The sequence below is a fragment of the Microbacterium horticulturae genome (assembly GCF_029094505.1).
Classification (GTDB): Bacteria; Actinomycetota; Actinomycetes; order Actinomycetales; family Microbacteriaceae; genus Microbacterium; species Microbacterium horticulturae.
Map to the genome: position 1 here is coordinate 390,626 of NZ_CP119108.1, position 13,116 is coordinate 403,741.

12 protein-coding genes are annotated in these 13,116 nt (G+C 70.6%); 6 read left to right on the top strand and 6 right to left on the bottom strand.

Annotated features, from left to right (window positions below; all coding sequences use genetic code 11):
- Window positions 1-3 precede the first annotated feature (3 nt).
- On the bottom strand, window positions 4-729 hold the full coding sequence (locus PU630_RS01845; protein ID WP_275278656.1) for a LysR substrate-binding domain-containing protein: 726 nt from the start codon (window positions 727-729) through the stop codon (window positions 4-6).
- Between the two features lie 104 nt (window positions 730-833).
- Between PU630_RS01845 and PU630_RS01850 the strand changes: the two genes are divergently transcribed.
- Together PU630_RS01850 and PU630_RS01855 are read left to right on the top strand one after the other, a co-directional pair.
- The gene (locus PU630_RS01850; protein ID WP_275278657.1) at window positions 834-1,619 is read left to right on the top strand and encodes an ABC transporter ATP-binding protein; all 786 of its coding nucleotides are present in this window, start codon (window positions 834-836) and stop codon (window positions 1,617-1,619) included.
- Window positions 1,616-2,998, top strand: coding sequence for an FtsX-like permease family protein (locus PU630_RS01855; RefSeq protein ID WP_275278658.1), 1,383 nt, complete (start codon window positions 1,616-1,618; stop codon window positions 2,996-2,998). The genes PU630_RS01850 and PU630_RS01855 overlap by 4 nt, the downstream gene beginning before the upstream one ends.
- A gap of 584 nt (window positions 2,999-3,582) precedes the next feature.
- Here PU630_RS01855 and PU630_RS01860 read toward each other — a convergent pair.
- From PU630_RS01860 to PU630_RS01880, 5 genes are all read right to left on the bottom strand, one after another.
- Window positions 3,583-3,990 carry a transferase gene (locus PU630_RS01860; protein WP_343075859.1) on the bottom strand — a complete coding sequence of 136 codons (408 nt, stop codon included), beginning with the start codon at window positions 3,988-3,990 and terminating at the stop codon, window positions 3,583-3,585.
- 55 nt (window positions 3,991-4,045) lie between these two features.
- On the bottom strand, window positions 4,046-5,824 hold the full coding sequence (locus tag PU630_RS01865; protein ID WP_275278660.1) for an MFS transporter: 1,779 nt from the start codon (window positions 5,822-5,824) through the stop codon (window positions 4,046-4,048).
- Window positions 5,821-6,405: a TetR/AcrR family transcriptional regulator gene (locus tag PU630_RS01870; protein ID WP_275278661.1), complete on the bottom strand. Its 585-nt coding sequence runs from the start codon at window positions 6,403-6,405 to the stop codon at window positions 5,821-5,823. The genes PU630_RS01865 and PU630_RS01870 overlap by 4 nt, the downstream gene beginning before the upstream one ends.
- A 61-nt stretch (window positions 6,406-6,466) precedes the next feature.
- Window positions 6,467-6,829: an SPW repeat protein gene (locus PU630_RS01875; protein WP_275278662.1), complete on the bottom strand. Its 363-nt coding sequence runs from the start codon at window positions 6,827-6,829 to the stop codon at window positions 6,467-6,469.
- Between the two features lie 131 nt (window positions 6,830-6,960).
- A complete protein-coding gene (locus PU630_RS01880) occupies window positions 6,961-7,560 on the bottom strand; it encodes a TetR/AcrR family transcriptional regulator (RefSeq protein ID WP_275278663.1) in 600 nt (199 codons plus the stop codon).
- 97 nt (window positions 7,561-7,657) lie between these two features.
- On the opposite strand from PU630_RS01880, the gene PU630_RS01885 reads away from it, so the two are divergent.
- From PU630_RS01885 to PU630_RS01900, 4 genes are read left to right on the top strand one after another with little or no spacing between them, the layout of a single operon-like run.
- Entirely contained in the window at window positions 7,658-9,307 is a 1,650-nt protein-coding gene (locus PU630_RS01885; protein WP_428981972.1) for a CocE/NonD family hydrolase, read from the top strand.
- The gene (locus tag PU630_RS01890) at window positions 9,304-9,765 is read left to right on the top strand and encodes a DUF3237 domain-containing protein (protein ID WP_275278665.1); all 462 of its coding nucleotides are present in this window, start codon (window positions 9,304-9,306) and stop codon (window positions 9,763-9,765) included. Before PU630_RS01885 ends, PU630_RS01890 begins: the two co-directional genes overlap by 4 nt.
- A 2-nt stretch (window positions 9,766-9,767) precedes the next feature.
- Window positions 9,768-11,417, top strand: a complete 1,650-nt coding sequence (locus PU630_RS01895; RefSeq protein WP_275278666.1) for an amidohydrolase — start codon at window positions 9,768-9,770, stop codon at window positions 11,415-11,417.
- A 55-nt stretch (window positions 11,418-11,472) separates the two neighbouring features.
- A complete protein-coding gene (locus tag PU630_RS01900; RefSeq protein ID WP_275278667.1) occupies window positions 11,473-13,098 on the top strand; it encodes an ABC transporter substrate-binding protein in 1,626 nt (541 codons plus the stop codon).
- The last annotated feature ends 18 nt before the right edge of the window (window positions 13,099-13,116 follow it).

Consider the following 13,116-nt stretch of genomic DNA (forward strand, 5'->3'; position numbering starts at 1 on the left):
CCCTCACCGCGACGAGTTCGCGGTGCGGCCGCGCACGATGCCCACGAACGCGTCGACGAGCTCGGTGGTGCGGTCCGCGTCCCACGCCAGAGCGACCGTCGAGACGGGGCCGCCGCGCAGCGGGCGGTAGGTGACGTCCTTGCGGTGGTGCAGCCGCGCCAGCGACATCGGCACGACGAGCACCCCGACGCCCGCGGCGACGGTGGCCACGGCATCCTCTGTCGTCTCGGGCGCGTCGAAGACGGGCGCTGTCGTGCCGGGAGACGCGAAGCGCAGCACGTCGTCGGCCGGAGTGATGAGCACCTCGCCGTCGAGGTCCGAGACCTCGAGCTCGTCGGCCGCCGTCAGCTCGGAGTCGACGGAGACGACCACGACGGGCACCTCGTCGTACAGCGCGATCACGTGCAGCCCGTCGCTGTCGATCGGCAGCCGCACGAGCGCAGCGTCGGCGCCGGCCAGGGCCTCACGCTGATCCGTGAACGGCACCGGAACGAGTTCGAGCGGGTAGCGCGGCATCCGCTCTTCCCAGATGCGGATCCACTTGCCGGGGGTCGCGCCCTCGACGGCGGCCAGGCGGAAGGGGCCTGCGGGTGGCGGTGCCGGTGAGGGGGAAGGTGCGGGCTTCTTCTTGGGTGCGGGCTTGGGCGCGGCCTTGCCCCCGGGCTTCTGCCCCGCCGGCCGCGGCGCTCGCCGCGGCGCGCGCCCGCTGCCTGATCGCCCTCTCGCCATACCGTTCAACCTAGCGCGCCGCGGGGCGCACATCATCCTGCCGGACGACCCGGATACACCCGCGGACGGACGACACCGCGCGATCCGGGGATGAGGCTGGAAGCATGACTCCCGTCCTCACTGCCACCCGTCTCACCCAGCGTTACGGCGACCTCATAGCGCTCGACGGCGTCTCGGTCACGATCGGCCGGGGCGAGTCCGTCGCCATCATGGGGGCCTCCGGCTCCGGCAAGACCACGCTGCTGCACGCGCTCGCGGCCGTGTCGGCGGTGGATGCCGGATCCATCAGCCTCTTCGTCGACCCGACCGGCCCGCCGCTCGAACTGGTCGGCATGACCGAGTCGCAGCGGTCGGCCGTGCGCCGCGAGCATGTCGGCTTCGTGTTCCAGGAGCATCTGCTGCTGCCCGAGCTGACCGCCCTCGAGAACGCCGCGCTGCCGCTGCTCGTGCTCGGAATGCCGCGCCGCGACGCCGATCAGCGCGCCGCCGCGTGGCTGGCAGCTCTCGGTCTTGCCGGCATGGAAGACCGCCGCATCGGCCAGCTCTCCGGCGGGCAGGCGCAGCGCGTCGCCATCGCCCGCGCCCAGGTCGCCGGCGCCCCCGTGGTGTTCGCCGATGAGCCGACCGGCGCCCTCGACTCGCACACGTCCGACGAGGTCATGACCGCGTTGCTACACGCCACGACCGGGCAGGGCCGCAGTCTCGTCGTCGTCACCCACGATGCCGGGGTCGCCGCCCGCTGCGACCGCGCGCTGCGCATGCGTGACGGACATCTGACGGAAGAGGGGGTGGATGCCGCGACCGCCGCGCCGGCACCGGTTGCGGCGGCGGTGCCCGCGGCATCCACCCCCGCCTTCGTCGCGCCGCAGAACAGTGAGGCGTCGCGATGAGCGCCGTGGCCGCGGCATCCACGTCCCGCCGGAACGGGCCGGTGCGACGTGTGCTCACGCTGACGGCGCTGCTCGCGCGCCCCACGCGGCAGGGACGCGCGGCGCTCGTGCTGCCGGTCGTGGCGTTCGCGGTCACGACCGCGTTGCTGCTGGCGGTGGTGGGCGGCACGAAGATGTTCCTGACCGATCCGCGTGTGACGAGTGACTCGGAGTTCGGCTTTCTCTACGGGCAGCTGAGCCTGCTCGCGCTGATCCTCCTGGCGGTGCCGGTTGCGACCCTCGGTGCCGCGGCCGCGCGACTGTCGAGCAGGCGCCGCAACGACCGGCTCGCGACGCTGCGGCTGCTGGGTGCCTCGAGTGCCGAGGTGTCGGCGACGACGGTGCTCGAGGCCGCCGCGACCGCGCTGGCGGGTGCGGTCATCGGCGTCGGACTGTACGGTGCGGTGCTTCCGTTGGTGGGTCTGCTGCCGTTCTTCGGCGGACCGATTGGCGCCGGCGCGGTGTGGACCGGTTGGGGCATCGTCGTGCTCGTCGTCGCCGCGCTCACGCTGCTGGCGACGGTGAGCGCCGCGGTTGGTCTGCGCAAAGTGCGGCTGACACCCCTCGGCGTGCGGCAGCGCACCGACGCGGCACCTCGGCGCACCGCGCTCATCGTGATCGGGATCGTCGCCGTGGCGCTCATGGTGCTGGTCGTCGCGAACGTCAACGCGCTCGGGCAGCTGCTTGGCCCGGTCGCCGCGATCGGCGTGCTGCTGGCGCTGTTCGGCGGGGCGATGCTCGTCATCAACCTGATCGGCGCGCCGCTGGTGGCAGCGCGCGGGCGGGCGATGGCGAAGAAGTCGAAGACGGCCGCGCATCTGATCGCCGGGCGCGAGCTGGCTGCGCACGCCGCGACCGCCTGGCGGCGTGTCTCGGCGATCGCGATGATCTCGTTCATCGCCGTTGTCGGCGGGGCGGGCGTGTCGATCGCCGATCTGGCCGGCGATCAGGCGGGGCCGATGTTCGCCGATATCCGCACGGGGGTCATGGTGACGCTGGTGGCGGGATTCCTGTTGCTGGCGTGCTCGGTCGGTGTCACCCAGGCCGCGTCGGTGCTCGAAGACCGCGAGCTCATCGTCGGGCTCGACCGGCTCGGCATGCCCGAGGTGCAGCTGCGCCGCGCGCGCCGGATGACGGTGCTCGTGCCGCTGCGCTGGGCAGCGCTGGGCGGCGTCGCGGTCGGGTTCGTGCTGAGCCTGCCGCTGGTGGGGATCGCGCTGTTCGTCGCCCCGATCTCGCTGGTGATCGTGGCCGGGGCGTTCGCGCTCGGCTTCGCGCTCGTGCTGGTTGCGCTGGCGGCGGTGCGTCCGTTGTTGACCGCGGTGCGCCGCGGGGCGTAGGGGCTCGCCGTGCCGGCGCGCGGGGACTCATGCTGTGGCGCCGGGCTCGCCGCGCCGCGCGGTGTAGGGGGCTCGCCATGCCGGCGCGCGCCGGGATTCCTTCCGTGGCGCCGGGCTCGCCGCGCCCAGGAGCGAGCCATCCTCCAGACGTATTGAACTTCCGGCTCACACAGCTCGTGGGGTCTGTGTGAACCGGAAGTTCACTGCGGTTTTGAGAGGGTGTGGTGCGCGACCCCGCCGCCGTGCGAGACCCAGCCGCAGTGCGCGACCCAGCAGCCGTGCGCGTGCGAGACCCGCCCCCGTGCGGGCTCGCGGGCCGCGGTGTGGGGTCGCGGGGCGCGGCATCCGAGCCTCCTCGCCTCGGGCGAGGGGAATGGACGAGGCGAGGGTCGAATCGCGCGAAAAGGCCCTCGCTTCGGCAGATCTCCTCGCCTCGGGCGAGGGCGGGCGTGTGGGGTGGCGGCCCCGGCTCAATGAACGGCACTCGGCTCGCTCGGCGCCCGGGTGGCACTCGGCTCGCTCAGCGCGCGGATGCACTCGGCTCGCTCGGCATCCGGCCGCGCCGGCGCGAGCCGCCGCGGGCCCTACGCGGCTAGGTGAAAGCCGCGCCGGTCGGTGGCGATGTGCGCGCCGTCGTCGATGACCTCGTCATCGCCGATCAGCGATCCGGTCGCGACGGCGGCGTGGTCACCGATGTGCGTGCGCACACCGATCTTGGCCTTGGCGCCGACCGAGGCGTGCGGGCCGATGTGTGCGTGCGGGGCGATGAAGACGTCGGGGCCGATGACCGCGTCCTCTTCGATCCAGGCGCCGCGACCGATGTGGGCACCGGCCGCGATGTGCGCCCTGGGTTCGACATACGCCCCCGCTTCGACGACGGCGCTGGGGTGTACCTTCGCGCCGTGCGCGATCAGGCCACGGCCGTTGGCGTGCTTGCGGTAGCGCAGCGTCTCGCCCTGGTCGTTCTCGATGTCGACGTAGTTCTTACCCACGGTGTCCTCCTGCGGCATCCATGATGCCACTTTCTTGGAATAACCCTGTAACAAATCATTCCATTCCCGGCGCAGAAGACGAAATCGGCTCGGAGTATGCGTACTTTCCGCCACGCAGGGCCGACGCGACGGCCGCCACCAGGCACGCGACGATGGCGAACGCGAACGCGACGGTGAGCCCGTCGGCAAACGGCCCCGAGATCAACGAGGGAAAGAAGCCGCGCCCGGTCAGATACGCGGCGCTGGATGCCGGCAGCTGCGAGATCACGGCGGGCCCGAGCAGCGTCTGCACGGGGTTGTAGCCCAGCAGCGAGGCGAACAGCACGCTCACCGGCGGCAGTGCGGCGACCTTCGCGGCGGCCGCGGCGGGCACCCCGTGCGCGACGAGTCCCGATTGCAGCGCCCCGGGCAGCGAGTGGGCGAGCCCGGTGATCATGAGCGAGAAGAAGATGCCGATCGACAGCACCATCGCCGCGTTCTGGAACACCGTGCTCATGCCCGCGCCCACGCCGCGCTCGCCGGGCGGCAGGCTGTTCATGATTCCGGCGCGGTTGGGCGAGGCGAACACGCCCATGCCGATGCCGTTGAGCAGCAGCGCCGACGCGAACGGAAGGTAGGTGAAATCCACGGGCAGCAGAAGGAGCCAGACGAAGGATGCCGCGGCCACCAGCATCCCGCCCGTCGCGAACGCCCGCGCGCCGAAGCGGTCTGACAGCCAGCCCGAGACCGGGCCCGCGATGAGGAATCCGACCGTGAGCGGCAGCATGTAGATGCCCGCCCACAGCGGCGTGGACGCGAAATCGTAGCCGTGCTGCGGCAGCCAGATGCCCTGCAGCCAGATGATGAGCACGAACATGAGTCCGCCGCGGCCGAGCGAGCTCAGCAGCGACGCGAGGTTGCCGGCCGTGAACGCGCGGATGCGGAACAGCGCGAGGTGGAACATCGGCTCTGCCACGCGGGTCTCGATGACGCAGAAGATGAGGAGGACAAGGATGCCGCCGCCCATCGCCGCGAGTACTGAGGGGTTCTCCCACCCCATCGTGTGCGTGCCGTAGGGCTGGATGCCGTAGGTGATGCCGACCAGGAGGGCGACGAGTCCGACCGCGAACGTGATGTTGCCCCACCAGTCCATGCGGGCGCGACGGCGCACGCCGGTGTCATGCAGGCTGACGTACGCCCAGACCGTGCCGATGAGGCCGACGGGCACCGAGACGAGGAACACGAGCCGCCAGTCGATCGGCCCGAGGATGCCGCCGATGATGAGGCCGATGAACGAGCCGGCGATACCGGCCACCTGGTTGAGGCCCAGCGCGAGGCCGCGCTGGTGCACGGGGAACGCGTCAGTGATGATGGCGTTCGAGTTCGCGAACAGCATCGCGCCCCCCACGCCCTGCAGGATGCGCATGACGATCATCCAGAGCGCGCCCGCGGTGCCGTGCATCCAGGTCACCGCCAGCAGGATCGAGAAGATGGTGAAGATCGCGAACCCGGCGTTGTACATGCGCACGCGGCCGTACATGTCGCCGAGCCGGCCGAAGCTGACCACGAGCACGGCCGTGACGACCATGTAGCCCATGATCAGCCAGAGCATGAGACTCGTGTTGCCGGGCTCGAGCGGGTTCACGCCGATGCCGCGGAAGATGTCGGGCAGGGCGATCAGCAGAATGGATGCGTTGATCGATGCCATCAGCACGCCCAGCGTCGTGTTCGACAGGGCGATCCAGCGGTAGTGCGGGCTCGCCGTGCGCACGGCGGCGCGTCGGGCGCGGGCGGCCGCGCGCGTGCTGAGCGTCGCACGGCGGGGGAGCGTCGGGCGGGTGTCACGCACGCTCATGCGCGCACCGGCGCCTGGATGCCCGCCACGAGCAGCCGCGCTATGGCGCGCAGGGTGTCGGATGCATGCAGTCGCGCGATCGTGTCGGACGCCTCGAGCGGACGGGCCGTGATGGTCGCGGCCCACGCGAACGCGGCCGCCCGCACCGCGTCATCGTTGACGGGTGCAGGCAGGCTCGCGGTCAGTGCCCGCGCGATCGTGTCGTGCAGCGCATGCCGATAGCGGGTCAGCGCGCCGAGCACCTCGGGTCGGGTGTGGCTTTCGTGCCAGATGATCTCGCGCAGCACGTGGGACCCTTCGCGGTCGCGGCGCACGCCGTCGGCGACGTTGACGAGCGTCTGCAACGGGTCGCCGGCGACCGTCAGCGGCGCGGGGTCGAGCGTGTGCGCGCCGAGGCGCTCGTCGATGAGGGCCGTGAGGATCTCGGGCTTGGTGGCGAAGTAGTAGAACAGCAGACCCTTGGGCACCTCCGCCGCGCGCGCGATGCGCGCGGTGGACGTGCCGTCGAAACCGTGCTCGGCGAACAGGGTTGCCGCGGCATTCAGAATCCTCGTCCTGGCCGGGTCTGCCGTCTCTTGCATCTCGGACTCCTTCGACCGATGGGCAGGGGCGACAGTTTCCCGCCGCCCCTGGGTTCCTTCGTCAGGCGTGTGCCGGATGTGCCTGGTGGTGCATCTTCTCGGCCGGAGCCAGCGCCCACAGGCCTGCGACGACGCCGACGCCGCCGCAGATCCACGAGGTCCAGGCCGGGCCCATGCTGTGCATGTAGACGCCCATCCACGGCGAGACGAACAGCAGCGCGCCGAACAGGGCGACGATCCATTCCATCGACACCATGCCGGGGGCTGTCAGGCTCCAGAGCCCGGCGGCGATCATCAGGACGCCGAAGACGATCATCAGCGACATCGACGTGCCCGTGCGGGGCGTCGTCCAGATGCTCGCGAGAGCGGCGTACAGGCCTGCGGCCACGGCCACCCAGTCTTGCCAGCGTGTCCACCTCTTCATTGAACTCATCCTCCTCAGTGGTCAGATGGCTCCCGAATCGGGGGTCAGCGTCCACTATACGCCCCTGATTGACCGGTCGGTCAGTAATGGGGATGCCGTCGGTCGCGGCATCCCGTCCCGCCCGCCGTCGCTCAGCCCCCGAGCGTGCTGATGAGCAGCTCGGCGGTCGCGCGGGCCGCGGCGTTGCGTGCCGGCGTCACCTCGATGTCGTTCATGAAGACGTTGCCGAGTGCGATCGAGACGACGCCGGCGGCGACGCGTGCGCATTCGGCGGCATCGACGGAGGGGGATGCCGCGGCCAGCACTGCCGCGACCTCATCGTGCATGCTCTCGTATGCCTTCGCGACGATGCGGTGGATGTCGGGGTTCATGCGACCCGCCTCGACGAACGCCAGGGCGGCTGTGTTCTCCAGACCGGGCGTCCCGAAGTCACCGAACAGGTAGTCGAGCGCTGTCTCGACGTCGTGCACCTCGGTGGGCAGGAATGATCCGCCAGTCGGAGCGGCATCGTCGTCGCCGCTGGGAAAGTCGCTGAAGTACAGGTACCAAGCTGCCGCGACGAGCATCTCGTCGCGGTTTCCCGCGAAGTGGCGCACGTGGCCGCGGGCCATTCCCGCCTCTTCTGCGACCAGGTCGAGCGTTGTGCCGGCGTATCCGTGGGCGCCGATGCAGCGGATCGTCGCCTCGGCGATCTGGACGCGTCGCTCGGCGGCGACGGAGGGGCGGGCCACGGATCCTCCTCAGGTCTGTCGAAATTGTTATTAGTCGGGCTTGACTAGAAACTACCAGGCGCTCTAGCGTATCGGGAACAACCACCCCAACGAAGGGATGACAGTGACCGAGTTCATCCGGATCGGCCCGGCCGAACCGAGCGCCCTCGCCGTCGAGGAATTCGTGCGGATGCGCGACGGGGTGCGCCTCGCGACCGACGTATACCTCCCCGGCGGCGATGACGCTCCCGGCGACACGATCCTGATCCGCCTGCCCTACGACAAGGGCGGCGCCTACACGTTCATCCCGCTCATCGCGGAGTACTTCATGGGCCGCGGCTACCGCGTCGTGGCGCAGGACGTGCGCGGCAAGTTCCGCTCCGAGGGCGAGGCGCTCCTCCTCGTGAACGAGGCCGACGACGGCTACGACACCATCGAGTGGATCACCCGGCAGCGCTGGTCGAACGGCCGCGTCGCGATGTGGGGCGACAGCTACTACGGCTTCGCGCAGTGGGCCGCGGCATCCACCCACCATCCTGCGCTGAAGGCGATCTCGCCGCGCGTCACGGGCACGCAGCTCGGCGAACCGGCTCGCGGCGACACGGTCGAGATGGGCATCACGTACCTGTACGCGCTCACGTACTTCCACTCCGCGGACGCGTACTTCTGGGAGATGGACTGGACCCGGCGCCCCTACGCCGCACAGGTCGAGGAGTTCCTGGCCACGGTCGGCGCGCGCTCGATCTCGTACGACCAGTGGTACCCGCACGTGGTGCGGCTGCGGCGCTTCCGTCAGGGAAGCCCGTTCGACGGCCCCGCCGTGCCGGTGCTGCACACGATCGGCTGGTGGGACAACTGCGCGCCCCTCTCCTGGGCCGACGTCGCCGAGATCCAGAAGCGTCCCGCGTGGGACCAGAACCACTTCCTGCGCATCGAGCCGATGGACCACGAGGCGTTCTCCCTGCTCGACGGCCCCGAACAGCTGGTCGAAGATCGCCCGGTAGAGCAGATCCGCTCCGAGCTGCCGCGCATGCTCGACCCGACGCTCGCATTCTTCGAGGTGTTCGTGCGCGGCAACGGCAGCGCCCGCGACATCCCGCGCGTGGCCTGGAACCTCGCCGGCACCGAGGGCATGCGCACGAGCGAGAGCTGGCCGCCGGCGGGCGTGCGCGAGGTCCAGTACGCGGCGACGCCCGACGGCGCGCTGACGACAGGCGGGGCGGCGGAGGGGATGGATGCCGCGGCCGACGTCACCTGGACGCACGACCCCGACGACCCCGTGCCCTCGAGCGTCGAGAACGCGTTCGCGTTCCTGCTGTTCCGGCCCGACGAGGCGCCGCTGGCAGAGCGCGACGACGTGCTCGCGTTCACCTCCGCGCCGGTCGAGCATGACGTCGACCTCGTCGGGCCTGTGCGGGCCACCGCCACCGTGCACAGCGACGGGCCGGTCATGGACGTCTTCGTGCGCCTCCTCGACCTTGCCCCCGACGGCACCGCACTGCGCATCGCGCGCGGGCAGGTGCATGTGGTGGATGCCACAGCCGAGACCGCTGTGGAGATCGACCTGGGGCAGCTCGGCTACCGACTGAGGGCCGGTCACGCTCTGCGCGTGCACGTTTCGGCCAGCGATGCGCCCGAGTTCATCCCGCTGCCCGGCACGGGCGAAGATCCGTGGGGCGCGACCGAGACCACGCCCAACACCGAGCACCTCACCGTGGGCGGGCCCGACGGGCTGCGCATCCGCCTGAGCATTCTGGAGGAAGAATGACCCTGCCCGACCCGCAGCTCGAATTCGCGTTCGAGATCCGTGCCGACATCGGTCCGTTCCTGCGCATCGGCCGCAGCACCGACGAAGAGCTCACGTTCACTCCGGTCACCGGCGGCACCGTCGAGGGTCCACTGCTGAACGGAAGGATCGTCGCCGGCGGCGGCGACTGGGCCGTCGAGCGCAGCCGCACCGCGCAGCTGGAGGCGCGCTACGTCGTGCAGGCCGACGACGGCGCCTACATCGACGTGCTCAACCGCGGCTACTACCGCGCGTCGCAAGAGGTGGTCGGCCGCGTCGAGGCGGGCGAGAACGTGCCCGAGACGGAGTACTACTTCCGCACGGCACCGGTCTTCCAGACGGATGCCGCCGCCCATCGCTGGCTCGCCGAGCACCAGTTCGTGGGGCTCGCCCGCGACGAGGACGGCCATGTGTGCGTCCGGGTCTTCCTGGTGAAGTGACCATGGCCGCCTTCGACACCATCTTCATCGGCGGGTCCGCCTTCACCGCGGGGTGGGAGACCTCGCGCCCGGTCGGGATCGGCGTGCGCGACGGCCGCATCGCCGCGGTCGCACCTGACGACGAGCTGCGCGACGCGGGTGCCGCCGAGATCGTGGACCTGCGCGGCGGGCTCGTGCTGCCCGGCTTCCATGACGCCCACGCGCACCCCGTGGTGGGCGGCCTCGAACTGCTGCAGTGCGACCTGACCGCGGCAACCGACGCCGACGACGCCGTCGCACGCGTCGCGGCCTACGCCGCCGCGCACCCCGGCGAGGAGTGGATCCGCGGCGGGGGATGGACGATGTCGCACTTCGCCGGCGGCACGCCGACGCGTCAGCTGCTCGACGCGGTGGTGCCCGACCGGCCGGTCGCCCTGAGCAACCGCGACCACCACGGCACCTGGGCGAACTCGCTCGCCCTGCGCCTGGCCGGCGTCGACGCGACCACGCCCGACCCCGCCGACGGGCGCATCGAGCGCGAGAGCGACGGCACGCCCGCGGGCACCCTGCACGAGGGTGCCGCGAGCCTGCTCGACCCGGTGCTGCCGAGCATCGACCGGGCCACCGCGCTGCGCGCCCTCGACCGCGCGCAGCAGGAATTCTTCGCACTCGGCATCGTCGGCTGGCAGGACGCGTGGGTCGGAAACACCGCCGGCATCGACGACGTGCTCGACGCGTACCTGGACGGGGTGGATGCCGGAACCCTGCGCATGCGCGTCACCGCCGCGCTCTGGTGGCAGCGCGACCGCGGCCTCGACCAGCTCGACGACCTCGTGCGGCGCCGGGAGCGCGCCGCGGACGTCGGGCGCCCCGACATTCTGCAGGCCGACACCGTCAAGATCATGGTCGACGGCGTCGCCGAAGACTTCACGGCCGCCCTCTCCGCGCCCTACCTCGACCGCTGTGGGCACGCCACCGACAACCGTGGCCTCACCTTCGTCGCACCTGACGCGCTGGCCGATGCCGTGACGGCGCTCGACGCCGCAGGCTTTCACGTGCACTTCCACGCGCTCGGTGACCGCGCCGTCACCGTGGCGCTCGACGCCATCGCGGCCGCCCGCGCCGCGAACGGGCCTCGCGCGGCCCGCCATCAGCTCGCGCACCTGCAGATGGTGCGGAGCGCGGACGTGCGGCGGTTCGCCGAGCTGGGCGCGACGGCCAATCTGCAGATGCTCTGGGGCGGGCTCGACGAGCAGCTCGAGCAGCTCACGTTCCCGTTCGTCGCGCGCGAGCTCGTCGCCCGGCACTATCCCTTCCGCGAGCTGCGCGACGCCGGTGCGGCGCTGTGCGCAGGATCGGACTGGCCGGTGTCATCGGCCGACCCGCTCGCAGCGATCCACGTCGGCGTCAATCGGGCCGAGCCCGGGGCGGCGCCCGACGCACGCATGAACCCCGAGCAGGCGCTCGACCTTGCCACAGCCCTGTCGGCGTACACCGCGGGCTCTGCACGCGCGTGCGGGCGGGCATCCCTCTCCGGATCGCTCACCACCGGCAACGCAGCCGATCTCGCCGTGCTCGACGCCGACCCGTTCGCCGTCGACCCCCGCGAGCTGCACGGTATCGGTGTGCGGCACACCCGTGTGGGCGGCCAGACCGTCTACGACCACCCCTGACCCTCCATCGACATTCAACGGCGAATCGAAAGGACCCGAAATGAGAGTTAGCACCATGACCGCGGCAGTGGCCGCGGCAGGCGCCCTCGCGCTCGTACTCAGCGGCTGCACGTCCGACGGCGGCACCGACGGCGACACGGCGAAACCGGTCGACACCGACGCGCTCGTGACCGCGCTGCCGGCGGCGACGAAAGACGTCGACAGCGTCACCTGGGGCCTCGTCGAGGGCGAGCCGCTCTCGCTCATCCCGGGCCAGGACTACAACTTCGTATCGCCGAACCTGTGCACGAGCCTGCTCACACTCAACGGCGACTTCACCGCGGCGCCGGGCATCGCCGAGAAGGCCGACTGGGTGAACCCGGTCACGTTCCAGATCGACCTGCGCGACGGCGTGAAGTTCTGGGACGGCAACCCGGTCACGCCCGAGGACGTCGTCTACAGCCTGACGCGACACTGGAAGGACGTCACCGACGCCTTCTACGGCGCGTTCGTCTTCGTGAAGTCGATCAGCATCACCGGCGACAACCAGGTGACCGTCAGCTTCACCGCACCCGACTCCACGTTCCGTGACGCCATGACCGGCGGCTCAGGTGCCGTGCTCGAGAAGGCGTTCAGCGAGAAGGCGGGCAAGGCGCTGGGCACCGCCGCGGGCGGTGTGATGTGCGCGGGTCCGTACAAGCTCGACAAGTGGACGCCGGGCCAAGACATCGTCACGACGGCGAACGAGGACTACTGGGACGGCGCACCGAAGGTCAAGACGCTCACCTATCAGTTCATCTCCGACGGTGCGACGATGACCAACGCGCTGCTGTCCGGCGACGTGGACGGGGCGTACAACGTGGCGCCGTCGAGCCGGGCCACGTTCGAATCGGCGAAGGACGGCAAGCTCTACCTCGGCCCGTCCACGTCGTCGTTCTCGTTCGGTCCGGTCCGTGACACGGGCCTCGGGGCGAACATCAAGATCCGTCAGGCACTGAACCTGGCCATCGACCGTCAGCAGTACATCCAGACCGTGCTGCACGGGCTGGGGTACGTGCAGAGCACCTTCGTGGCGCCGTTCTCGTGGTCGGGATCGCCGGCCGCCGACACGTACCAGAAGGCGTACGACGCGCTGCCCGAGCCGAAGGTCGACCTCGAGGCCGCCAAGAAGCTCGTCGAGGAATCGGGCGAAGACACCTCGCAGCCGATCAACCTCGGCATCCCGGCGGGCAGCAAGGAACTGTCGCAGACGGCGGCGATCGTCCAGTCGGCCGCGCAGCAGATCGGCCTGACAGTGAAGATCGAGGAGCTGCAGGCGGCCGACTTCTCGGCGATCTTCGTCGACAAGGATGCCCGCGGCGACCTCGACCTCATTTCGACGGTCGGCTACACCGAGACGCCCGGGGTGCTCACCTACCCGCAGCTGTTCGTGCTGCCCCCCGAGCAGGGCGGCATCTTCAACTGGACGGGCTATGACAAGCCCGAGGTGACCCAGCTCATTCAGTCGGCACGAACGGCGACCGACCCGCAGGCGGCGGCCGAGTCCTATGTGAAGGCGCAGGAGATCTTCGCCCCTGACATGCTGCAGGTGACGCTTGCCGGTGCCTACCACACCACGTTCCTGAACAACCGGCTGACCGGGGCGGTCACATCCGTGGCGTCGTACTCGACGCCGTGGGCGGCCAAGCTCGGCGGGAAGTGATCTGAGATGCGCGGCAGG

Excerpts from the sequence above, each read along its gene's own strand:
- PU630_RS01845 (WP_275278656.1), bottom strand. The coding sequence starts at position 729 with ATGGCGAGAGGGCGATCAGGCAGCGGGCGCGCGCCGCGGCGAGCGCCG.
- PU630_RS01850 (WP_275278657.1), top strand. The coding sequence starts at position 834 with ATGACTCCCGTCCTCACTGCCACCCGTCTCACCCAGCGTTACGGCGAC.
- PU630_RS01855 (WP_275278658.1), top strand. The coding sequence starts at position 1,616 with ATGAGCGCCGTGGCCGCGGCATCCACGTCCCGCCGGAACGGGCCGGTG.
- PU630_RS01865 (WP_275278660.1), bottom strand. The coding sequence starts at position 5,824 with ATGAGCGTGCGTGACACCCGCCCGACGCTCCCCCGCCGTGCGACGCTC.
- PU630_RS01870 (WP_275278661.1), bottom strand. The coding sequence starts at position 6,405 with ATGCAAGAGACGGCAGACCCGGCCAGGACGAGGATTCTGAATGCCGCG.
- PU630_RS01875 (WP_275278662.1), bottom strand. The coding sequence starts at position 6,829 with ATGAAGAGGTGGACACGCTGGCAAGACTGGGTGGCCGTGGCCGCAGGC.
- PU630_RS01885 (WP_428981972.1), top strand. The coding sequence starts at position 7,658 with ATGACAGTGACCGAGTTCATCCGGATCGGCCCGGCCGAACCGAGCGCC.
- PU630_RS01890 (WP_275278665.1), top strand. The coding sequence starts at position 9,304 with ATGACCCTGCCCGACCCGCAGCTCGAATTCGCGTTCGAGATCCGTGCC.
- PU630_RS01895 (WP_275278666.1), top strand. The coding sequence starts at position 9,768 with ATGGCCGCCTTCGACACCATCTTCATCGGCGGGTCCGCCTTCACCGCG.
- PU630_RS01900 (WP_275278667.1), top strand. The coding sequence starts at position 11,473 with ATGACCGCGGCAGTGGCCGCGGCAGGCGCCCTCGCGCTCGTACTCAGC.